Raw genomic sequence first — 20,459 nt, 5'->3', positions numbered from 1 at the left:
CCGGCGACGGCCTACTGGTGGAAGGTCGTGACCGTTTCGAGCGCGGCCCGTGCGGTCGTGACGCGGTTCACCGGCGCGGCCTCGTCCGCGTAGCCGAAGGAGACGCCGACGAGCAACTTGCCTCCGGTGACGCCGAGTTCGCCGCGGATCGTGTCGGCGTAGAAGCTCAGTAGCCCTTGCGGGCAGCTCGCCACGCCGTACGCGGCCATCGCCAGGAGCAGGGTCTGCAGATAGGCGCCGACGTCCGCGGCCAGGCGCGGTCCGCCGTCACCGGTGACGAACAGGAACGCGGCGTGCGGGGCGTCGTAGAAGCCGAGGCTCCGGGCGTCGTAGGCCGCGCGGGCCGCGTGGTCGTCGGGGCCGATGCCCAGCGCTCCGTACAGCTCGGCGCCGAACGCCGCCCGGCGCTCCTGGTGCACCTCCGTGTAGATGTCCTCGGAGTACGGAACGTCGATCGAGGTGCGCCCCGCGGCGTGGGCCGCCCGCAGGGCGTCCGCCAGGCGCAGGCGTGCCGCGCCGCTCGCCACCTCCACCTGCCACGGCTGCGCGTTGGAGTTGGACGGCGCGACGCCGGCCAGCGAGAAGATCGCGCGGATGGTGTCCTCGGGCACGGCGTCCGGACGGAAGGCGCGGGTCGCGCGCCGTCCGCGGATCAGCTTCTCCGCGCTGCCGCTCAGCTCGGTGGGGGCCAACGCGCTCATGTCTCGCTCCTCTACGGCGACTGATGTAAACGGGATCGTTTACATCACCGACCCTAGCAAGCGACTCCCTTCGAAGTAAACGCAGACGTATACTTTGCGGATGGGTACGACGACGGCGGCATCGACGGCTACGGCACCTCAGGGGCGGGGGCGCGGCGGACGGGAACGGATCCTGGTCGCCGCCGCCCGGCTCTTCGCGATCCAGGGGATCAACGCGACCGGCATGGAGCAGGTCGCGGAGGAGGCGCCGGTCTCCAAGCGCACGCTCTACGCGCACTTCCGGACCAAGGGCGATCTGGTGATCGCGCACCTCCAGGACCTCGCGTCGTCGGGGGCCACCCTGGAGAGCGTGCTGACCCGTGAGGACGTCCCGCCGAGGGAGCGGATCCTCGGGCTGTTCGACCCGCCCCCGACGGCCGGGGCCGCGGCGGACGCGGATCCGGCGGACGCGCCCCCGGTCCGCGGGTGCCCCTTCATCGACGCCGCGGCGGAGTTTCCCGACCCGCGGAACGCGGTCCACTCCTACGCCCGCGAGCAGAAGCTGCGGATGGTGGATCTGGTCACGGCGCTGGTGGCGGAGCTGGGCGTCCGGGAACCCGCCGCGCTCGCCGAGCAGTTGGTCACCCTCGCGGACGGGGCGGCGAGCCGCGCGATGGTCCTGGGCGAGGCGGACTACGGGCAGCACGCGCGGGCGGCGGCGGAGATCCTGCTCGCCCACGCGGCGGCGGACATGCCCTGACTCGGCCTGACACCGCCCGGCGCGCCCCCGGCCGTCTGACACGGCCCGCCCCGCCCCCGCTCCGCTACGCCCCGCCGCCCGCCCGCACGCGGTCCCTGCGCTCGGCGTGGGCGAAGTGCCGCGCCACGGCGTGGAACGACTCCTTCGGCTCCCAGTGCCACCGCGCCGTCGGGTGGTCCTCCGTCTTCCAGATGGCCTTGGTCAGGCTGTAGCTGGCGATGTCGAGGTCGTGGCGGCGGGCGCGCCGGTGCGGGGCGTCGGAGGTGACGAACTGGTAGACCATGGCCGCGTGCAGGTCCAACTGCTCGAACACGTTCAGGACCTGCCCGAGGTACTGGGCCTGGGTGTGCTCGCTGCGCCGCACGCCCTTGCGGACCTCCGGCTTGGGCTTGCTGTAGTCGACGATGTCCCAGCCCATGCCGCCCGCCTCGGGCGCGCCTTCGAAGGTGCAGGTGCCGCACTCCGTGATGGCGACGGGCTTGCCCCACTTCCGGTACGGCGTCAGCTCCTTGGCGTAGCCCCGCGGGTCGGCGAAGTACGAGTAGTAGTTGACGCTGACGAGGTCGAAGAGGTCCCAGTCGACCTGGTCGCCGTGTGCGGAGCCGTAGGTCAGCGGGCCGTGGAACACGCGGCGGCCGGTCTTCGCGGCCAGGCCGATGAACCGCTTGAGCTTGCGCTGCGCCGCCGCCGGGTCCCAATTGCCCTTCAGCATGTTCTCGATCCGCTCGACCGCGTTCGCCCCGGGGACGATGCCCGGCACGAACAGGATGAACTCGCACCCCACGCTCAGGTACACCCGCGCGCCCTGGCGGCGCAGGAGCTCGGCCTGACTGCCGGTCTCGGCCAGGTGGTCGAGGATCTCGCGCTCGGGGACGTCGGCCATGCGCGGCTGGAACCACACGTGCATCCCGTGCTCGGCCGCTTCCCTGGCGGTGGCGGTCAGACGCTCGACGCCGGTGCCGAAGGCGACCACCGAGTTCGCGTGCAGGTCCTGCCTGATGGCCCGCATGTCGGACCGCATCCGGGCGCGGTTCCAGCCCGTGTGCCGCCTCTCGCCGTCCTCGCACTCGTACATGACGCCGCGGTGGACCAGGCCGCGGCCGCTCGTCGTGCGCGCGTCGGCCAGGGCGGCCCCTGGGCGGCCACCTGCCCGCGGGTCCGTCGCGGGAGCCGGGTGCGTACCCGCCCGCGGGCTGGTCGCGGCGCCCGCCTGCCCGGTCAACGCCGTGCCCACGAGGGCCCCCGCGCCGACCGCCGCCGCCCCCGTCAGGAACGTCCCTCTCGTCATTGTTTCCTTGCGCATCGAGCACTCCCACGGTCGCCAACAGGTCGTGTCCCGGCGCGTCTGCGCGACATCTTCCGGAACGTCTCCAGCCTCGGCGTCGGGCGGGGTCCCGCTCATCAGCCATCGGTCCTCGGCGCCGTATCCAAAGTCGAAACCATCCGATCGGCCGCCCGACTTCCGGCCCGCCAGGGGGACGGCACTTCCGGCCCGGGGAGGGCGCGGCGGCCTCCGGCGGCTGCACCTGGGGGTGACCATGGTCAAGACGCACGCGCCGAACGCGCGCAGGCCCGCCTCCGACACCTGGAGCGGGACCCACGTCACCGCGCCGAAACCGGCGGACCGCAGACACCCCTCGTAGACCTCGCGGCGCGGGCAGGCACCGATGAAGGAGATCGGCGGGTCGAGCAGCGCCGTGATCCGTACGCGCGGGCCGGTCTCGATCTCCTCCCCAGTCGCCTCGCAGGGAAGCCGTACTCCGCCAACGACGGCCCGTCGAACCGGAATTCGGGCGTCTGGGCGAGCACGAAGAAGTCGCCGCCGGGCTTCAGGCTCCGGTGCACGTTGCGGCACATCCGCTCCATGGCGGCGATGTCCGGCGCGTAGTTGAGCAGTTGCACGGGTCGACGCCGAAGACCTCGCGGGAGCCGCGCCGCTTGACCTCCCTGCCGTAGAAGCCTGTGCCGGACGCGAGGTCGAGGACCGACTTCCCGCGGACGTCACCGAGCAAGATCCGGACGGCGTCCCGGTGTCCCGCACAACGGGACGGGCCTCAGGTCAGGTTGCGGGCCCGTTCCAGGACCTCGGCCGGGGCCTTCGCCACGGAGCCGGTGTCGAACGGGGGCTGCGGGTCGTACTCGGTGTAGAGCTGGATCGCCTGGGCGGTGGTGTCGTCGCTGAGCAGGGCGGCCAGCCGGATGGCCATGTCGATGCCCGCGGACACTCCGGCCGAGGTGATGACGCGGTCGTGGCGGACGATCCGCTCGGGGGTGTAGCGGGCGCCGTACGACGCCAGCTCGTCGATGACGCCCCAGTGGCTGGTGACGGTCAGGCCGTCCAGGAGGCCGGCCGCCGCGAGGACCAGGGCGCCGGTGCAGACCGAGGTGGTGAAGCGGGTGCCTTCGTGCACGCGGCGGACCCAGTCGAGGAACTCGGGGTCGTCCGCCACCGTCCAGGCGCCCCCACCACCGGGGATCAGCAGGACGTCGCAGCGCTCCACCTCGGAGTACCGGGTCGGGACGTGCACCGGCAGGGAGCCGAGCACGTCCTGCACCAGACCGGGTTCGGGCGCCACGAAGCGCACGGTGGCGCCGGGCACGTGGGCGAGGATCTCGTACGGTCCGATCGCGTCGAGCGGCTCGAAACGGTCGAAGAGCGGGATCACTATGTCCATGCGCCGCATCCTAGCCCGCAGTTGATCAGCGCCCCCAGGGGCCGGGAGCCCGGACGGGGCAGGTGAAGGGCCCCGCCCCGCGCCTCACTTCCGGCCCGCTCCCCCAGCCCGTACCGCGCCCGCGCTGGCCCCGACCACCAGGGCGATCGCCACGCACTGGAGCGCCGAGAGCGTCTGGCCGAGGACCAGGAACCCGGCCAGCGCGGCGACCGCCGGGGCCAGGCTCATCAGGACCGCGAAGGTGGCCGCGGGCAGACGGCGCAGCGCGAGCAGTTCCAGGGTGTACGGGACGCCGGACGAGAGAAGTGCCACGGCCAGGCCGATCCCGAGGACCTCGGGTTCGAGCAGGGTGGTGCCCGCGGCGCCGATCCCCAGCGGCAGGCTCACCAGGGCGGCCACACCCATCGCGAGGGCCAGCCCGTCCAGGCGCGGAAAGCGGGCCCCGGCCCGGGAGCTGAAGACGATGTACGCCGCCCACATGGCGCCCGCCCCGAGCGCGAACGCGGCGCCCGCCAGGCTGAGTTCGCCGAAGCTGCCCTGCCCGAGCAGGAACACGCCCGCGAACGCCATCCCGGCCCACACGAGGCTCGCGGCGCGCCGCGCGGTGACGACGGACAGGAGCAGCGGGCCGAGCACCTCCAGGGTGACGGCAGGGCCCAGCGGGATGCGGTCGATCGCCTGGTAGAAGAGGACGTTCATGCCGCCGAGGGCGAGCCCGAAGGCGCCGACGACCGCCCAGTCCGTACGGCTGTGGCCGCGCAGCCGGGGGCGGCAGACGACAAGGAGCAGGACGGCCGCGATCGTCACCCTGAGCGCCACCACGCCGAGCGCGCCCGCGCGCGGGAAGAGCAGGGCCGCCGCGGCGGAGCCGAACTGCACCGAGAGGACCCCGGCGAGCACCAGGCCGATGCCGCCGAGGCTGCCCGCGCTGGCGGGGGCGGCCGCCTTACGTATCCCGCCGGTGGCGGGTGTGCCGCGGCCGGTCGTGGCCGCCGCCCCCGTGGGGCTCACGCTCCCTGCCCCCGTGGGACCTGTCGCCCCGGTCCCGGCCGCCCCGGCCCCAGCCACCGCGGCGCTGCCCGCCGCGGTCCCCACCTGAACCCTCGTGTTTGTCATGCCCCCACGCTAGAAAGCCCCGCGCTCCGTGTGAAATGCCGTCCGAGCCGTGGTTATGCTTGCGAGGCATGACCATGGAGCTGCGTCACCTGCGGGCCTTCCTCGCCATCGCCGAGGAGGGCACCATCACGCGCGCCGCGACCCGGCTGCACACGGGCCAGCCCGCGCTGTCCCGCACGCTGCGCCAGCTCGAGACGCATCTCGGGGTGCGCCTGGTCGACCGCTCCACACACCACCTCGAACTCACGGCCGCGGGCCGGGCGTTCCGCGACCGGGCCGCAGCCGCGCTGGCCGCCGTGGACACCGCCTTCGACCCCCGTTCGCTGGCCGCCCTGCCGCTGCGCCTCGGGCACCCCTGGGCCGCACTCGGCGACCTGACCCTGCCGCTGCTGCGCCGCTGGGACGAGGAGCACCCGGGCGTGCCGCTGGAGCTGCGCCGCGTCGACGACCGCACGGCGGGGCTCGCGCAGGGCAAGGTCGACGTGGCGCTGCTGCGGGGCGAGCTGAGGTCTCCGGACCTGGTCACGGAGCTGCTGTTGCGGGAAGAGCGCGTGGCGGTGGTGCCCGCGGACAGCGACCTCGCCGACCGCGACGAGCTCGCGCTGGCCGACCTCACGCCCTGGCCGATCGCCCTCAACACGGTGGCGGGCACGACGACCCTCGACCTGTGGCCTGCCGCCGCGCGCCCCCGGACGGTGATCGAGGTCACCAACACGGACGAGTGGCTGACGGCCATCGCGGCGGGTCGCGCCGTGGGCATCTCCACCTCGGCGACGCCCCGCATGCACACACACCCGGCGATCGCCTACCGCCCCCTCACCGACGCCCCGCCGGTCCCCCTGGTCCTCGCCTGGCACCGCGGCGCCCCGGCCCACCCGGCGATCCCGGACCTGCTCCGCCTGGCCCACGAGCTGGTGGCGGAACGCTGACGGTCGGCACCGCCGGGGCGCGGCCCGCACCGGGGCCACCCGGTCCGGTCCCGGGCCACCCGGTCCTGCGGGGCAGTCACCACTCCGCCGAGGCCGGCCACGCCCTTGAGCCGGCCGTCGGTGAGGTTGCGGTGGATGTCGGTGACGGCACAGCACGCCGAGTGCGGCGCGAGGAGCGGTCGGCGGGCGTGTGCCCGTGCGTCCTCGACACCGTCCTCCTCCGAACGGGCCGTGAAATACGACCTCCAGGACCTGACGTCCCGCCTCCAACTGTGCAACCGTTCCCACGTGGTGGCCTACGCGCTGCGTGCGGGCTACATCTGAGTGCGCGCTAGGTCCGCGTGCGCGCACGCATGCCGTCGAGGGCTCCCGTCGGCAGTTCCTTGCTCGAGTTGTGTTCGCGCACGATCCGCCAGCCCTTCGGCGTTCGGTGCCAGACCAGCGAGGTCGTGGTGCGCATATCGGTGCGGGCGTCGGGCATGGTGATCCGCGCGACGAAGGCGAGGGTGGACGCGGCCAGTTCACCGCCGACGACGACGTGCGGTCCGTCGTCGACGGCATGGCGCGCGGAGATCATCTTCCGGAAGGCGGGCTCCCAGATCGCCCCGTACGCGACGGCTGTCGTCGCCACCCGCTGCTCGGGGTCGAAGTCGTCGTAGAGGCGGACGTCCGGAGAGTCGAAGTCGTAGAACTCGTCGAACGTGCGCCGGAAGTCGAACGGCGCGTCCCCCTCGCCGCGCTCCCATCCGAACACCCATCGGCTGTGCAGGTCCGCGATCACTTGTTCGTCGCTCATCACTCGACGCTAGGACAGCGGGCGCCGTTCGGGGTGGGCCCCGCGCACCCACCCAGCACCGCCGAGGAATGGGCTGGGCGCCGCCGTTGCCGTCGCGCGCCGCACGCCACGACTCCCGGCGCTCACTCCGCCGGTGCGGGCGTTCCGCGCCGACCGGCATGGAAGCGCGCCTTCTTCTGGCGATTCCCGCACGTGTTCATGTCGCACCACTTGCGGGTGCGACTCTGACTGGTGTCGAAGAAGGCGGCTCGGCAGGTCGGCGACGCGCACAGGGCCAGCCTTCCGTCGCGTTCGCCCGCGATGACGCTGATCGCGTCGGCGGCGATCACGCCGAGGGCGTCCTCCACGCGGGAAGCCGGGCCGAGTCGCCACTGCCGCGCCCCCTCGGGCGTCAGGACCGCCGCGGCCCGGCCCTCCGCACTGCGGTCGTTGATGACCTGGAGGGCCGGCGCGGGCAGGGACGCCTGGAGCGCGGCCGCCGTCGCCGCCGCGTGAATCGACTCCCTCAACTCCCGGGCGAGGTCGAGCTGCCCGGCAGTGCAGGAGTCCACCACGAGGCCGTACACCGCCAGCCAGTCGACGAGTCGGTGCGGCACGGGAATCCGCTCCACGGAGTCGCCGTGACGCTCCGAGAGCGTCCCCGTGAAGCTCGTGGCCAACACGGTACCGAGGCGGAAGTCAGGGAACTCAGCGGGCATGGAACCACCTTAGCCGGTTGCGGCACGGCGCCGACGGCTGTTAGAACCGTCTTAGCCGGTTCCGCGATGGCCAGGAGGTCCCATGCCCCGCCCGACGAACGACGTGCACCCGTTCCAAGCCCACGTGACGGACGCCGACCTCGACGATCTCCGCGCGAGACTGGCCGCGGCGCGCCTGCCGGAGGCAGAGACGGTCCGGCACGCCGCGCCCGGCCCTGGCCGCTGGGACCAGGGCGTCCCGCTCGCCGACCTCGTCGACGTCGTGGAGTACTGGCGCACCGGGTACGACTGGCGGGCGTTCGAGGCGCGCCTCGACCGGATCGGCCAGTTCCGGACGACCGTCGACGGTCTCGGCGTCCACTTCCTGCACCGCCGGTCCGCGCGCGCGGACGCGACCCCGCTGATCCTGACGCACGGCTGGCCGGGCAGCGTCGCCGAGTTCATCGACGTGGTGGACGAGCTGGCGGATCCCGAGGACCCGGCCGCGCCCGCGTTCCACGTCGTGGCCCCGTCGCTGCCGGGCTTCGGGTACAGCGACAGGCCGGCCGCCACCGGGTGGGGCATCGAGAGGATCGCGGCCGCCTGGGTGGAACTGATGGGGAGGCTCGGCTACGACAGGTTCCTGGCCCAGGGCGGCGACTGGGGAGGCGTGATCACCACGATCCTCGGCGGCAGGTACCCGGAGCACGTCCTCGGCATCCACACCACGACCGCGCAGGCACCGCCCGGGTTGACGACGGACCGGCTGACCGCGGCCGAGCGCACCTGGGCCGAGGGGACCCGCGACTTCTGGCGCCACCACGCGGCGTACGCGAAGCAGCAGGCGACCCGGCCGCAGACCGTCGGCTACGCGCTCGTCGACTCGCCGGTCGGGCTTCTCGCCTGGATCCTCGACAAGTTCGCCGCGTGGTCGGACATCGAGGACAGCCCGTTCGAGCTGATCTCCAGGGACCGCGTCCTCGACGACGTCACGCTGTACTGGCTGACGCGGACCGGCGCGTCGGCGGCCCGCATCTACTACGAGAGCCACAATTCGCTCGATCCCGACCTCAGGGTCGACGTCCCGTCGGCGATCACTGTGTATCCCCGCGACATCGAGCGGTGCCCGCGGCCCTGGGCGGAGGAGCGGTTCCGGCAGCTCGTCCGATGGCGGGAGCCCGATGTCGGGGGGCATTTCCCGTCGCTGGAGGTTCCCGATTTCTTCGTCAGGGACCTGCGAGAGGGCTTCGCGGCCGTGCTGGCCGCCCGTCGGTGAACGCGGCCGGGCCCCGGCGCTCGCCCGGCGGACAACATCCCCCGGGCGGCCCCCCGTTCGACACGGGCCTCCGCTCGGCGGCCTTCGCCGTCCAGCCATTCGGCGACGGCCCAGGGGGCGGGGTCGGCCTGCGGTTGTCTCTCCAGGAGGTCCACCGCGTCCGCGGCTTCCTGGAGGCGGCCGACGCGCACCGCGGCCTCGACGAGTTCGGGGTAGACACCCCAGATTCGAGGAGATTTCCGCGCTCTGCGATTCCATGCCGGACTCGGCTGCGGAGAGGGGGTGTGCCGCACCTGGGCCGGGGACTCCTGGACCAAGCGCTGCCTGGTGAGGGACGGCGGTCCGGACGAAGGTCGAGGCATGACAACTCCTGCCACGCATGCGACCGCGACCACCGGTTCCGGCCCCGGCTCCTGGCCCGGCGGCTCCCTCGCCGGACGGGTCGCCGTCATCACCGGCGCCACCAGCGGCATCGGAGCCGCCACCGCCCGCCGTCTCGCCCTCGGCGGCGCCCACGTCGCCCTCATGGGCCGCCGCGAGCACCGGCTCGACGCCCTCGCCGACGAACTGCGCACCGCCGGCCACGGCAAGGCCCTGCCGATCGCCGTGGACCTCACCGACCCCGAGGCCCTCACCCGTGCGGCGACCGCCGTCCGCGCCGAACTCGGCCCCGTGGACCTCGTCGTGGCCAACGCGGGCACGATGCTCGGCGCCCCCTTCGAGACCGCCGACACCGGCGAGTGGGACCGCATGCTCGACGTCAACGTGCGCGGGCTCATCCACACGGGGCGTGCCTTCATCGGTGATCTGACAGCCGCCGCGGAGAACGGCCCCGCCGACCTCGTGCACATCGGCTCGGTCGCCAGTCACATGCTCTACCCCAACTGGTCCGTGTACGGCGCGACCAAGGCGGCGGTCGCCCAGCTCACCCGCAACCTCAGGGCCGAACTCGGGCCGCGCGACGTACGCGTGCACAACATCGAGCCCGCCGTCACCGCCACCGAACTGGGCAGCGACATGAGCGACGACGACATGCGCGCCGCCCTCACGCAGATGCGCGACAGCCTGCGCCCCCTGTCGGCACAGGACATCGCCGAGGCGGTGGCCTTCACCGTCACGGCACCGGCCAACGTGAACATCGCCGACATGGCCGTCGTCTCCGTCCGCTACGGCTGACCCGGCGTCGTGTCTCGGTGGTGCCCCGGTGGAGCGGGGGCACCACCGGGGCGCGGGCTCAGAATCCGCCCGCCCTCTGGACAACGCCGGCACGCGGTGCTGAGATGCCGGAAACCCCCGTTTCCAACGTTGCAAGAGAGTCGGACGCGACCGCCGCCGCGAAGCCGTCCCCCACTCTCCCCCGTCCGCACAGCGCACCGCACGCCCCCACCAGCGAGCACGGACAACACCGGGACGGTAGCCATGACGCAGCTCGGGCGACGGCACTTCCTCCTGCGCTCCGGCGCGATCACCCTGGGCGCGGCCGGCGGGATGAGCGCCGCGCCCGGCGCCCTCGCGCAAGCGGCCCCCTCGCCACGCGCGGGCCTCTACGGCCCGAACGTCGCGCCCCTGGCGCCTACGGCCTTCCAGCGACTCCCCCTGGGCAGCGTCACCGCGCGCGGTTGGTTGCGCGGTCAGCTGGACCTGCTGCTCGGCGGCCTGTTCGGGAGGTACGCGGAGGTCTCGCACTTCCTCGTCTTCGACGAGTCCGGCTGGGTGCACCCGGACAAGGACGGGTGGGAGGAAGTGCCCTACTGGCTGCGGGGATACGTGGACCTCGCCGCCCTGACCGGGGACCGCGCCGCCCTCGCGGCGAGCCGCAGATGGATCGACGCGATCGTCGCGACCCAGGAGCCGGACGGATTCTTCGGGCCCCGAAGGCTGCGCACCCAGCACAAGGGCGGCCCGGACTTCTGGCCGTACCTGCCGCTCCTGCAAGCGCTGCGCTCGCACGAGGAGTTCACCGGGGACGAGCGGATCGTGCCGTTCATGTCGCGCTTCTTGCGGTTCATGAACGCCCAGGGGCCCGACGCGTACAACTCCGGCTGGGTGTCGAAACGTTGGGGCGACGGCCTCGACGTCGCCTTCTGGCTCTACCACCGCACGAGGGAACCCTTCCTCCTGGACCTCGCCGACAAGATGCACACCCATGGCGTCGACTGGTCGGCGGGCGTCGCCGACTGGCACAACGTCAATGTGGCGCAGGGCTTCCGCGAGCCCGCCCAGTACGCGCTGCGCTCCGGCAAGGACGCGCACACCCGGGCCGCGTACCGCAACTATGCCACCGCGATCGGGACGTACGGCCAGTTCCCCGGTGGCGGCTTCGCGGGCGACGAGAACGCCAGGCCCGGCTTCGGCGACCCGCGGCAGGGCTTCGAGACCTGCGGGATCGTCGAGTTCATGGCCAGCCATGAACTGCTCACGCGGATCACCGGCGACCCGGTGTGGGCCGATCTCTGCGAGGAGCTGGCCTTCAACCTGCTGCCCGCCGCGACGGACCCCTCCGGGTCGGGCGTCCACTACGTCACCAGTGCCAACAGCGTCGACCTCGACAACCGTCGCAAGACCCAGGGCCAGTTCCAGAACGGGTTCGCGATGCAGGCGTTCCAGCCCGGCGTCGACCAGTACCGCTGCTGTCCGCACAACTACGGCATGGGCTGGCCCTACTTCACCGAGGAGCTGTGGCTCGCCACCCCGGACCGGGGCCTCGCGGCGGCCATGTACGCGCCGTGCCGGGTGACCGCGAGAGTCGGCGACGGCACCTCCGTCACCGTCACCGAGGACACCGACTACCCCTTCAAGGAGACCGTCACCCTCACCCTGACCCTGGACAGGCCCACGCGCTTCCCGCTGCGCCTGCGCGTACCCGGCTGGTGCGCACGGCCCCACCTCGCCGTCAACGGCAAGCGGCTGCGGGCCCCGGCCGGACCCGCCTTCGCCGAGGTCGAGCGCACCTGGCGCAGCGGCGACCGCGTCACCCTGCGGCTGCCGCAGCGCACCACCGTGCGCACCTGGAAGAGCGGAGCGGTCAGCGTCGACCACGGGCCCCTCACCTACTCGCTGCGCGTCGGCGAGACCTACGAGCGGTACGCGGGTACGGACGACTTCCCGCACCTGGCGGTGCACGCCACCACCCCCTGGAACTACGCGCTCGCGCCCGACCCGGAGCAGGACCTCTCCTTCACCGCCGAGGCGGGGCCGCTGACCGGCGACCCCTTCACGCACGAGGGCACCCCGGTACGGATTCGGGGCCGCGCCCGGCGCCTGAAGGAATGGGTCGCCGACGACGAACACGTGGTGGCCCCGCTCCAGTCCGGCACGGCCCGCGCCGACACCCCGCGGGAGCAGGTGACGCTCGTCCCGATGGGCGCGGCACGCCTGCGCGTCACCGCGTTCCCCACCGCGGCGCCCGACGGCCGCCCCTGGACGCCCGAGCCCGCCTACCACCGGATCGGGAACCGGCACAGCGGCAAGGTCCTGGCCGTCGACGGCATGTCACTGGAGGACGGCGGGCGCGTGGTGCAGTTCGACAACTCCGGCACGGGCGACCACGCGTGGCAGCTCATCGACCGCGGCGCGGGCGGTCTCACCCTGCGCAACGGGCACAGCGGGAAGGTTCTCGGCGTCGAGGGCGCGTCGACCGCCAACAGCGCCCGGTGCGTGCAGGACACCGACGACGGCGCCGCGCATCTGCGCTGGGAGCGGGTCGACCAGGGTGACGGCTGGTTCCTGCTCCGCAACCGCCACAGCGGGAAGGTCCTCGGGGTGGACGGCATGTCGACGTCGAACAGCGCTCAGGTCGTGCAGTACGAGGACAACGGCACGGCGGACCATCTGTGGCGGCTGATCTGACACCGCCCCATGGAGCGTTCCGCGGACCGCCGAGCCGTTGACGCGTCGGCTCACCCCTCCACGTACTGACCGGCGAACTCCCCGCTCGGCGGTATGGGGGTGATGACGTCGACCAGCACCCCCGAGGGGTCGGCCACGATGAAGTGCCGCTGCCCGAAGTCCTCGCTGCGCAACTCCAGGGCGGGGGTGAGTCCTTCGCGGACGACGAGCCGTTCCCACTCCGCGTCGACGTCCTCGACCTCCAGGTTGAGCAGCAGGCCCTGGGCGGGGCGGCGGTAGGCCTCCGGGATGGTCGGGTGGGTGTGGTCGAGGAGGGCCAGCTCGTACGGGGAGTCGCCCGGGCGGCGCAGGCTCACGTACCAGTCGGCCTCGAAGGTGGTCTCGAAGCCGAGCAGCCGGGTGTAGAAGTCCCGGGACTCCGTCAGCCGGGCGGTGCAGATCACGGGATAGAAACCGGTCAGTTTCATGCTCGCCCCTCATTAACATACCGGTGGTATGTGAAAAGTTAGTCGCGTACCATTGGTATGTCAACCGTCGATCGAGTGGAGCGCGATGAACCAGCCGGGCGTCCGGGCGCAGCAGCGGGAGCAGACGAGGCGGGCGTTGCTGCGGGAGAGCAGACAGCTGTTCGCCGCCCAGGGCTACGGCGCGGTGGGTCTGGCGCAGATCGTCGAGGCCGCGGGGGTGACCAAGGGCGCGCTCTACCACCACTTCGACAGCAAGGCCGATCTCTTCGGCGCCGTCCTCGAGGAGGTGCAGCGGGAGGTGGGCCGACGTGTGGCCGCGGCGGCCGAGGCGCACGCCGACCGCTGGGATCAACTGACGGCGGGCTGCCGTGCGTTCCTCGCCGTGACCGCCGAGCCCGACATCCAGCGGATCATGCTCGTGGACGGTCCCGCCGTCCTGGGCTGGAGCGCCTGGCGCGCCCTGGACGAGGCATCGTCGGCCCAGCACCTGGGCGACGCCCTCGCCGCCCTCGTCGCCGAGGGAACGCTCCCCCCGCAGCCCGTGGAACCCCTCACCCACCTCCTGTCCGGCGCCATGAACGAGGCCGCCCTGTGGCTGGCCTCCCCCTCCGGCCCGGCGGACCCGGCCGAGACGTGGGCGGCGCTGGAACGGCTGCTGCGGGCTTTGCGGCACACCGGCTAGGGAACGCTTGGGGATGCCGCGGGACGGGGAGGTGGCGGTGGTCGGGACACGGCGGCTGCGGGTGGCCGGTGCGCTGACGGGGGTGGCCGTCTCGGCGGTGACGTGCGGACTCGCCGTGGTCGCCGCGGTGATCGTGCCCTCGTGGTGGCACCACCCGGTCGTGGTCGCCGTCGCGGTGCTCGTGGTCCTCGGCGCGGCGTTCGCGCTGATCGGGCTGTGCTTCATCCACCTCGATCCGTGGCACTTCGGCGTGGCCGCGATCGTGGAGGGCCTGCTGGCCGTGGGGTTGCTCGCGTTCCTCGACCAGGCCGTGCTCGACGTCTGGGGCGAGCGGCAGGAGACCGTGGTCACCGAGGCCGTTCAGCACGAGCGGAACTCGCCGACGGGGCAGGTCACCGGAACCTGGTGGGAGTGCTCGCTGGCACGCCTCGACGGCACGAGGCTCGAACGGCCCCTCAGCGAGTCGGACTTCCTGCCCCTGGGTGAGGCATGCCCCGCCCACGCCAAGGCGGGTGACCGGATCGTGGTGTACGCGGTCCCTGGTGGGTTCGCCGCGCCGCAGACCAACGCTCCCGTCGGGGGTGTTTGGCTGGTCGTCGCGCTCACCGCTGCCGCGACGGTGGCGGCGGGGACGCTCACGGCCGCCGGAGTGGCGCGCGCGGGCATGCCTACCCGTCGCGGCTCGCCCCGGCGGTGATCGCCTCGCCCGCGTGAATGATCGAGCCGAGCATGGTGTGCGCGGCTTGGAGCTGCTCGATGGAGCTGCCCAGACGCTCGCGTTCGCGCTTGAGGTCCTGGGCCATCTCCTCGCAGGTGGGCGCGAGGATGGCGCCTTCGTCGGCCATGCAGGGCAGTACCTCGCGGATCAGGTCGGTGTTCAGCCCGGCCTCGAGCAGGATCCGGATCCGGCGCACGGTGGCCACATCGGATTCCTCGAACTCGCGGTAGCCGCTGGCCCGTCGCTGCGGACGCAGCAGCCCCTGCTCCTCGTAGTACCGAAGTCCCCTGGTGCTGACGCCCGTACGCCTCGACAGTTCACCGATGAACATGTGACCCCCGGCACAGAAGATTGACTCTGACGTCAACGTCAATGTTTAGCGTAACCGCCATGACAACGCACACCAGCACCCAGCACTCTTCCGCCATCGCCCCGAAGTCCCTGGAGGGCAAGAAGGCCGTCGTCACCGGCGGCACCATCGGCATGGGCCGCGCCATCGTCCAGGCCCTGACCGACCGCGGCGCCGAAGTGCTCTACACCGGACGCAGCGACCGGCGACTCGCCGAGGCCCAGGCGGCGCTCGACACCCCGCTGGCCCACCCGGTGCGCTCCGACGCCACGGACGCCGGCGCCATCGCCGCCCTCGGGGAGCAGGTCGCGGACCGCTTCGGCAAGATCGACTACCTGTTCGTGAATCAGGGCATCGCCGAGTTCCAGACGCTCGAAGAGGTCACCGAGGAGTCGTGGGACCGCATCTTCGACGTGAACACCAAGGGCGCCTTCTTCACCGTGCAGCGGCTTGCGCCGTTGATGTCCGAGGGCGGTGCGATCGTGTTCACCACCGTCTCCAACGACCAGATCTTCCCCGGACTCAGCGCCTACTCCGGGGCGAAGGAGGCCGTCGCCGCCTTCTCCAAGGTGCTCGCCGCCGAACTGCTCCCCCGCAGGATCCGCGTCAACGCCCTCGCCCCCGGCTTCATCCTCACCCCCACCATGGGCGTCGCCGAGCTGACCGAGGAGCAGCGCGCCGAGTTCGTCGAGCAGGGCAACGCCTCCACGCCGATGGGCCGGGGAGGCACCGTGGAGGAAGTCGCCGCCGCCGCGCTGTACCTGGCCGTCGATGCCACCTTCACCACCGGCGTGGAACTGCCCGTGGACGGCGGTTTCGGCCAGGGCATCGGCGCCTGACCGGTCGGCGCACGGCACGGGTCAGGTCGCGGTCCGGGGCGCGGCGGCCTGGCCCTGGTGCCAGACGAAGACCTCCGTGCCCGGCTGCCGCACCGAGAACCGGCCCGACGGGGAAGCGTCCTGGAGCACACGGCGCAGGTCCGCCTCGAAGGCGGGGAGGTGCGGTCCGAACAGGTGCGGGGCCGAGAAAGACATCGAGAACACCTCGGCCACCAGGTCGTCGCAGTCGCGGGTCAGGGGCTCGCCACCCGGGACGACGTGGCGGTCCGGGCCCGTGAATCCGGCGCGGGTGAACACCGTCGCCTCGTCGCCGGGCGTGCCCTGCGGGAGGGTGCCCCGGCCCGCTCGTCTGACCGGGCCGAGGTACTTCCTGACCAGCTCGTCGATCGCGGCGCGCGGCGGCGCCGGGTGGGGCAGGTCCGCCGCGGCGGGAGGTGTCGTCCTCAGGTCCGAGATGTGCAGGAGTACGCCGCCGGGGCGGAGCATGTCCCGTACGGTCGCCGCGACCAGGTCCCGGTCCATCCAGTGGAACGACTGGGCGAAACTGACCGCCGTGAACGTGCCGAGCCCCGCGGGCAGTTCCTCCGCCCGGGCCCGCACCCAACGCGCCTTCCCGGCCACGCCCGCCCGCACCGCCTGCCGCCCGGCCTCGGCGATCATCCCGCCGTCCGGGTCCACGCCCACGACCTCACGGAACAGCCCCACCAGGGTCAGCGCGACCGTGCCCGGGCCGCATCCCACGTCTAGCAGGCGCCCCTGCCCGTCGAGCCGCAGGACATCGCTGAGCGCCTGCGCGAGCCCGGGCGCGTACGGCAGCCGCCCCCGCGCATAGTAGGCAGCCGTCCCCGAGAACAAGGTCTCGTCCCATTCCCAGCCGTCGACCACGCCCGTCCCATCCCTGTCTCCCTGGCGCCCGGCGGACCCTCATACCCACTCGGGCCGCCCGATGATTCCACGGCTCGGGGGATGCGGCACGGTATTTCCCCGCGCGTCGAGCGGGGTGCGGGCTCCGCCGCCTCAGGTGGCTCAGGTGGCCCAGTCACTCCTGAGATGTTGGGCACGGCAGGGCGCGGGGGGACTCAGGGAGCGTCCGGTCGAGCGTCGTGTCCGGTCAGGGCCGGCGGGTGGCCGTGATCAGGAGGTGTGCGGCCTGGGACGCCTGGGCTGCCGGGGTCGGGGTGCCGGTGATCGCTGCTGTCGCCATCGCGCCCTCCGCGAGGAGGAAGACCTGCTCGCCCAGGCTTTCGGGGAGGTCCGCGCGGGCCGCCAGGTCCGTCACGTACTCCTTGAACGCCGTTTTGTGCAGGCGGACTTGGCGGGCGACCGGGTCCGAGGTGGCGCCCAGCTCCCCGTACGCGTTGATCCAGGCGCAGCCGTTGAAGTCGGGGGCGGCGAACCACTCCCCCAGCCAGTCGAAGATCGCCAGGATGCGCCGCTCGGGGTCCTCGTGCCGCTCGACGTGCTCGGCGAGGTCGCGGCGCCAGCGCTCGTCGCGGCGCTCCAGATAGGCCTCGACAAGGCGTTCCTTCGCGGGGAAGAGCTGGTAGAGGCGCTTCAGGGACAGGCCGGACTCGGTGCGGATCCGGTCCATGCCGACGGACTGGATGCCCCGCTGGTAGAAGAGCCGCTCGGCCGCGTCAAGGGCACGTTCGGCAGCGGCGGCTGCGGCGTCTGCGTCTGCGGTGTCCATCGGGCCACGACCTCCCTCGGTTTGTCTCGGAGGCAACTCGACTACCCACGAGAACGATCGTTCTCTACGATAGCCGACCAGGCGGAGAACGAACGTTCTCCACCTCCTGGTCAGCATGGCCGCCAGGGTCAGCTTGAGCACATGAAGGAGTCGACATGACGTCACGCCCTCCGTTCCCCCCGTTCGACGAGGAGACGGCACAGTTGAAGGTCCAGGCCGCCGAGGACGCCTGGAACACCCGCGACCCCGAGCGCGTCGCACTCGCGTACACCGTGGACTCGGTCTGGCGGAACAGGGACCGCTTCCTCGTCGGCCGGGACGAGATCACCGCGTTCCTGCGCGACAAGTGGTCCCGCGAAGGCGAGTACGCGCTGCGCAAGGAGCTGTGGGACTTCCACGGGCCGCGGATCGCCGTGCGTTTCCAGTACGAGTGCCAGACCCTCGACGGCCAGTGGTGGCGCAGCTACGGCAACGAGCTGTGGGAGTTCACGGCGGAAGGGCTCATGGCACGCCGCGAGGCCAGCATCAACGACGTGCCGATCAGCGAGGCGGAGCGGCGCATCTTCGGCCCACGGACGGAGAGCGAGCGACGCCTGCCGCTCCCCGTCCGCTAGTTCACGGGCCACGCGGCCGAGGCGGGGCCGGTGCGCCCGGCCTGCCGGGTGGAGCCAAGGGGTCCGCGGCACCCCGCGGACCCCACGTACCCGGTGGGTCCACCGAAGGGGCGGACCCGCGGGAGGCTCCGGTGGCCGTCACAGCCTGCGACACGGCTCGACCGGGCCGCCGAATCCGTCCGCCCGGCCGCATCTGCCCGACCAGCCGGGCCTGCCCAGCCAGGCCTGCCTGACCCGCCGGACCTGCCGCGTCGTCAGTCCGCGGCGACCTCGGCCTCGATGGCGTGGAACGGCGGGGCCTGCGGCAGCGGTGTGACGGACGTGACCGCGAGTCCGGCGCGGCGGCACACCTCCTCGAACTCCGCGCGGGTGCGCTCCCTGCCGCCGACGTTCACCAGCATGTTCAGGTCGCTCAGGTAGATGCGCCCGGCGGTCTCCGGGTCGACGATCTCGGAGAGGACGGGCTCCACGATCAGGACGCGGCCGCCGGGCGGAAGGGCCGCGCGGCAGTGGCTCAGGATCGTCACCACCTGGTCGTCCGACCAGTCGTGGACGATGCTCTTCATCATGTGCAGGTCGGCGCCCTCGGGCACCGAGCGGAAGAAGTCCCCTGCCACCAGCGAACATCGGTCGGTGAGACCGTCCTTGCTCAGGGTCGCCGGGGCCTGCGCCAGGCCCTCCTCGGTGTCGTAGATGACGCCGGTGACGGCCGGGTGCTCCCGCAGCACGGCGCTGAGCAGCGTGCCGTCACCGCCGCCGATGTCCATGACCGTCTTGAACCGTCCGAAGTCGACGGCGCCCGGCAGTGCCGCGGCTGTCTGCCGGGTGCCCTGGCTCATCGCCGTGTTGAACTCGGCCGACAGGTCGGGGTGTTGCTTCAGATGACCGAAGAAGTCCGTCCCGAAGACCTTGTCGAAGGCGACCTCGCCGGTGCGGACGCTGTCGTCCAGCTGCTCCCAGCCCCGCAGCATCATCGGGTCGGTGAACATCCGGGCGATGGACGCGAGGGAGCCGGGGCGCGCGGGGTCGAGCAGGGCTCCTGCGGGCGTGACGGCGAAGGTGCCCGCGGCGCGTTCCTTCAGCAGGCCCATGCTGGCCAGGGCGCGCAGCAGCCTCGCCATGGACTGCGGGGCCGCGGCCACCTCGGCGGCCACGTCGTCCGCCGTCATCTCCTTGCCGCCGATCAGCTCGACCACGCGGAGCCGCAGGGCCGCGCGCATCGTCTGCGCCGCCACGCCGCCGAAGGCGTACTCGATGACCAAGCGCGCGTCGTCGGGCAGGGCCTGCCGGGCCTCGTCGTTCGTCACTGTGTCTTTCCTTTCGCCAGGTGGGTCGCTGCTGAGCCGGATGAGTCGGGTGCTTGGCCAGGGTGGGTCGGTTGCTTGGCCGGCTGGGTCGGCTGCTTCGCCAGGTGGGTCGGCTGTGTCCCGGGATGTGTGCCGGTGTCGACCCGGTGAGCGGCTCGCGCAGGAGCGTCACCGTCACCGTCGACATCGACATCGACATCGACGTCGACGTCGACGTCGGCGGAGGTGGCCAGCCGTACCAGCGCACCCGGGGTGCACCCGGTGAACTCGCGCACCTCGCGGTGGAGGTGGGACTGGTCGACGTATCCGCACGCCAGCGCGGCCTCGGCGACGTCCGCGCCCGCGCGCAGGCGGCGGGCCGCGCCGTGGAAGCGGACGAGCATCGCCGCGCGTTTGGGGGTGAGGCCGACCTGGGCGGTGAATCTGGCCCACAGCCGCTTGCGGCTCCACCCGCACGCGACCGCCAGGTCGCCGATCCGCACCCGGCCCTGCCGGGCGACGATGGCCGCCCAGCTCGCGGCCACCTCAGCGTCCGCCGTCGGCGCCCGCGCCGCCCGTTCGACGAGGAACCGGTCGACGAGGGCGAACCGCTCCGGCCAGTCCCCGGCGCCGGCGATCCGTTCGCCGAGCCGCCGCCCCGGCGCTCCCCACGGCGCCTCCAGGCCGGTCACGGCCCCCTGGAGGTCGGCGGGCGCGGTGTCCATGAGCGCGTAGGCGGCCAGGGGCGAGAGGCGCAGCTCGACGCAGGAGAACCGCCCGGAGCGGATGCGGGTCGGCCCGGGCACGGGACCGGCGACGAGGCCGGGCAGGGCCGCCCGGCCCGAGCCGCCCTCGATGTGCAGCAGGGCGTCGCCGAAGCCGAGGACGACGGTCACGAACGGCTGCGGGAGCACGCGCATGTCGAGGCGTCCGCCCGGGTGGGAGTGGTACCCGGCCACGTGCACCCCGCGCACCGCGGTTCCGCCGACGGGCAGGACGGTGTCCCAGCCGCCTTCGAGGTCACCGCCGCCTTCGGAGTCGTCGCCGTACATGCCC

The 20,459-nt window shown here is 72.6% G+C and carries 21 protein-coding genes and 1 pseudogene; 9 read left to right on the top strand and 13 right to left on the bottom strand.

Going from position 1 to position 20,459, the window contains the following annotated elements:
* Positions 1 to 11 precede the first annotated feature (11 nt).
* Entirely contained in the window at positions 12 to 701 is a 690-nt protein-coding gene (locus OO63_RS03330) for a nitroreductase (RefSeq protein WP_030356374.1), read from the bottom strand.
* 100 nt (positions 702 to 801) lie between these two features.
* Between OO63_RS03330 and OO63_RS03325 the strand changes: the two genes are divergently transcribed.
* Complete coding sequence (locus OO63_RS03325; RefSeq protein ID WP_030356373.1) at positions 802 to 1,440, top strand: TetR/AcrR family transcriptional regulator; 639 nt, start codon at positions 802 to 804, stop codon at positions 1,438 to 1,440.
* Between the two features lie 64 nt (positions 1,441 to 1,504).
* On the opposite strand, the gene OO63_RS03320 is transcribed toward OO63_RS03325, so the two are convergent.
* From OO63_RS03320 to OO63_RS03310, 3 genes are all read right to left on the bottom strand, one after another.
* Positions 1,505 to 2,743, bottom strand: a complete 1,239-nt coding sequence (locus OO63_RS03320) for a glycoside hydrolase family 113 protein (RefSeq protein WP_033263764.1) — start codon at positions 2,741 to 2,743, stop codon at positions 1,505 to 1,507.
* A gap of 751 nt (positions 2,744 to 3,494) precedes the next feature.
* Positions 3,495 to 4,115: a DJ-1/PfpI family protein gene (locus tag OO63_RS03315; RefSeq protein WP_030356371.1), complete on the bottom strand. Its 621-nt coding sequence runs from the start codon at positions 4,113 to 4,115 to the stop codon at positions 3,495 to 3,497.
* An 84-nt stretch (positions 4,116 to 4,199) separates the two neighbouring features.
* The gene (locus OO63_RS03310) at positions 4,200 to 5,231 is read right to left on the bottom strand and encodes an EamA family transporter (protein ID WP_030356370.1); all 1,032 of its coding nucleotides are present in this window, start codon (positions 5,229 to 5,231) and stop codon (positions 4,200 to 4,202) included.
* A gap of 68 nt (positions 5,232 to 5,299) precedes the next feature.
* Here OO63_RS03310 and OO63_RS03305 point away from each other — a divergent pair, with 68 nt between their 5' ends.
* On the top strand, positions 5,300 to 6,160 hold the full coding sequence (locus OO63_RS03305; RefSeq protein WP_030356369.1) for a LysR family transcriptional regulator: 861 nt from the start codon (positions 5,300 to 5,302) through the stop codon (positions 6,158 to 6,160).
* An 89-nt stretch (positions 6,161 to 6,249) separates the two neighbouring features.
* Here the strand turns inward: OO63_RS03305 and OO63_RS47700 are convergent.
* The 3 genes and pseudogenes from OO63_RS47700 to OO63_RS03295 all read right to left on the bottom strand — a co-directional run.
* A pseudogene (locus tag OO63_RS47700) lies at positions 6,250 to 6,372 on the bottom strand (membrane dipeptidase); the annotation flags it as partial.
* Between the two features lie 119 nt (positions 6,373 to 6,491).
* The gene (locus OO63_RS03300; RefSeq protein ID WP_030356368.1) at positions 6,492 to 6,956 is read right to left on the bottom strand and encodes a YybH family protein; all 465 of its coding nucleotides are present in this window, start codon (positions 6,954 to 6,956) and stop codon (positions 6,492 to 6,494) included.
* 122 nt (positions 6,957 to 7,078) lie between these two features.
* On the bottom strand, positions 7,079 to 7,654 hold the full coding sequence (locus OO63_RS03295; RefSeq protein WP_030356367.1) for a CGNR zinc finger domain-containing protein: 576 nt from the start codon (positions 7,652 to 7,654) through the stop codon (positions 7,079 to 7,081).
* Between the two features lie 82 nt (positions 7,655 to 7,736).
* Here OO63_RS03295 and OO63_RS03290 point away from each other — a divergent pair, with 82 nt between their 5' ends.
* The 3 genes from OO63_RS03290 (at position 7,737) to OO63_RS03280 (ending at position 12,758) form a co-directional block, all read left to right on the top strand.
* Entirely contained in the window at positions 7,737 to 8,909 is a 1,173-nt protein-coding gene (locus tag OO63_RS03290) for an epoxide hydrolase family protein (RefSeq protein ID WP_030356366.1), read from the top strand.
* 360 nt (positions 8,910 to 9,269) lie between these two features.
* Positions 9,270 to 10,085, top strand: a complete 816-nt coding sequence (locus OO63_RS03285) for an SDR family oxidoreductase (RefSeq protein ID WP_030356365.1) — start codon at positions 9,270 to 9,272, stop codon at positions 10,083 to 10,085.
* A 243-nt stretch (positions 10,086 to 10,328) separates the two neighbouring features.
* A complete protein-coding gene (locus OO63_RS03280; protein ID WP_030356364.1) occupies positions 10,329 to 12,758 on the top strand; it encodes a beta-L-arabinofuranosidase domain-containing protein in 2,430 nt (809 codons plus the stop codon).
* Between the two features lie 50 nt (positions 12,759 to 12,808).
* On the opposite strand, the gene OO63_RS03275 is transcribed toward OO63_RS03280, so the two are convergent.
* A complete protein-coding gene (locus OO63_RS03275; protein ID WP_030356363.1) occupies positions 12,809 to 13,225 on the bottom strand; it encodes a VOC family protein in 417 nt (138 codons plus the stop codon).
* A gap of 85 nt (positions 13,226 to 13,310) precedes the next feature.
* Between OO63_RS03275 and OO63_RS03270 the strand changes: the two genes are divergently transcribed.
* Positions 13,311 to 13,907, top strand: a complete 597-nt coding sequence (locus tag OO63_RS03270; protein ID WP_030356362.1) for a TetR/AcrR family transcriptional regulator — start codon at positions 13,311 to 13,313, stop codon at positions 13,905 to 13,907.
* Between the two features lie 13 nt (positions 13,908 to 13,920).
* A complete protein-coding gene (locus OO63_RS03265; protein ID WP_030356361.1) occupies positions 13,921 to 14,604 on the top strand; it encodes a hypothetical protein in 684 nt (227 codons plus the stop codon).
* On the opposite strand, the gene OO63_RS03260 is transcribed toward OO63_RS03265, so the two are convergent.
* Positions 14,576 to 14,956 (bottom strand): MerR family transcriptional regulator, encoded by a 381-nt coding sequence (locus OO63_RS03260; RefSeq protein WP_030356360.1) that lies wholly within the window; start codon positions 14,954 to 14,956, stop codon positions 14,576 to 14,578. The genes OO63_RS03265 and OO63_RS03260 overlap by 29 nt on opposite strands.
* A gap of 59 nt (positions 14,957 to 15,015) precedes the next feature.
* Between OO63_RS03260 and OO63_RS03255 the strand changes: the two genes are divergently transcribed.
* Positions 15,016 to 15,813 carry an SDR family NAD(P)-dependent oxidoreductase gene (locus OO63_RS03255; RefSeq protein ID WP_051810495.1) on the top strand — a complete coding sequence of 266 codons (798 nt, stop codon included), beginning with the start codon at positions 15,016 to 15,018 and terminating at the stop codon, positions 15,811 to 15,813.
* 21 nt (positions 15,814 to 15,834) lie between these two features.
* Here the strand turns inward: OO63_RS03255 and OO63_RS03250 are convergent, their stop codons facing one another.
* Together OO63_RS03250 and OO63_RS03245 are read right to left on the bottom strand one after the other, a co-directional pair.
* Positions 15,835 to 16,698 carry a class I SAM-dependent methyltransferase gene (locus OO63_RS03250; RefSeq protein WP_030356358.1) on the bottom strand — a complete coding sequence of 288 codons (864 nt, stop codon included), beginning with the start codon at positions 16,696 to 16,698 and terminating at the stop codon, positions 15,835 to 15,837.
* A 226-nt stretch (positions 16,699 to 16,924) separates the two neighbouring features.
* Positions 16,925 to 17,503: a TetR/AcrR family transcriptional regulator gene (locus tag OO63_RS03245; RefSeq protein ID WP_030356357.1), complete on the bottom strand. Its 579-nt coding sequence runs from the start codon at positions 17,501 to 17,503 to the stop codon at positions 16,925 to 16,927.
* 155 nt (positions 17,504 to 17,658) lie between these two features.
* On the opposite strand from OO63_RS03245, the gene OO63_RS03240 reads away from it, so the two are divergent.
* Positions 17,659 to 18,117, top strand: coding sequence for a nuclear transport factor 2 family protein (locus tag OO63_RS03240; protein ID WP_030356356.1), 459 nt, complete (start codon positions 17,659 to 17,661; stop codon positions 18,115 to 18,117).
* A 254-nt stretch (positions 18,118 to 18,371) separates the two neighbouring features.
* Here the strand turns inward: OO63_RS03240 and OO63_RS03235 are convergent, their stop codons facing one another.
* Together OO63_RS03235 and OO63_RS03230 are read right to left on the bottom strand one after the other, a co-directional pair.
* Positions 18,372 to 19,424 carry a methyltransferase gene (locus tag OO63_RS03235; protein ID WP_051810494.1) on the bottom strand — a complete coding sequence of 351 codons (1,053 nt, stop codon included), beginning with the start codon at positions 19,422 to 19,424 and terminating at the stop codon, positions 18,372 to 18,374.
* Positions 19,421 to 20,455 carry a helix-turn-helix domain-containing protein gene (locus OO63_RS03230; RefSeq protein WP_063750353.1) on the bottom strand — a complete coding sequence of 345 codons (1,035 nt, stop codon included), beginning with the start codon at positions 20,453 to 20,455 and terminating at the stop codon, positions 19,421 to 19,423. Before OO63_RS03230 ends, OO63_RS03235 begins: the two co-directional genes overlap by 4 nt.
* Positions 20,456 to 20,459 lie beyond the last annotated feature (4 nt).

The sequence above is a fragment of the Streptomyces alboflavus genome (assembly GCF_000716675.1).
Taxonomy (GTDB): domain Bacteria; phylum Actinomycetota; class Actinomycetes; order Streptomycetales; family Streptomycetaceae; genus Streptomyces; species Streptomyces alboflavus.
The sequence above is the reverse complement of the archived record's forward strand: the minus strand, read 5'-3'. Positions and strand labels throughout refer to the sequence as shown.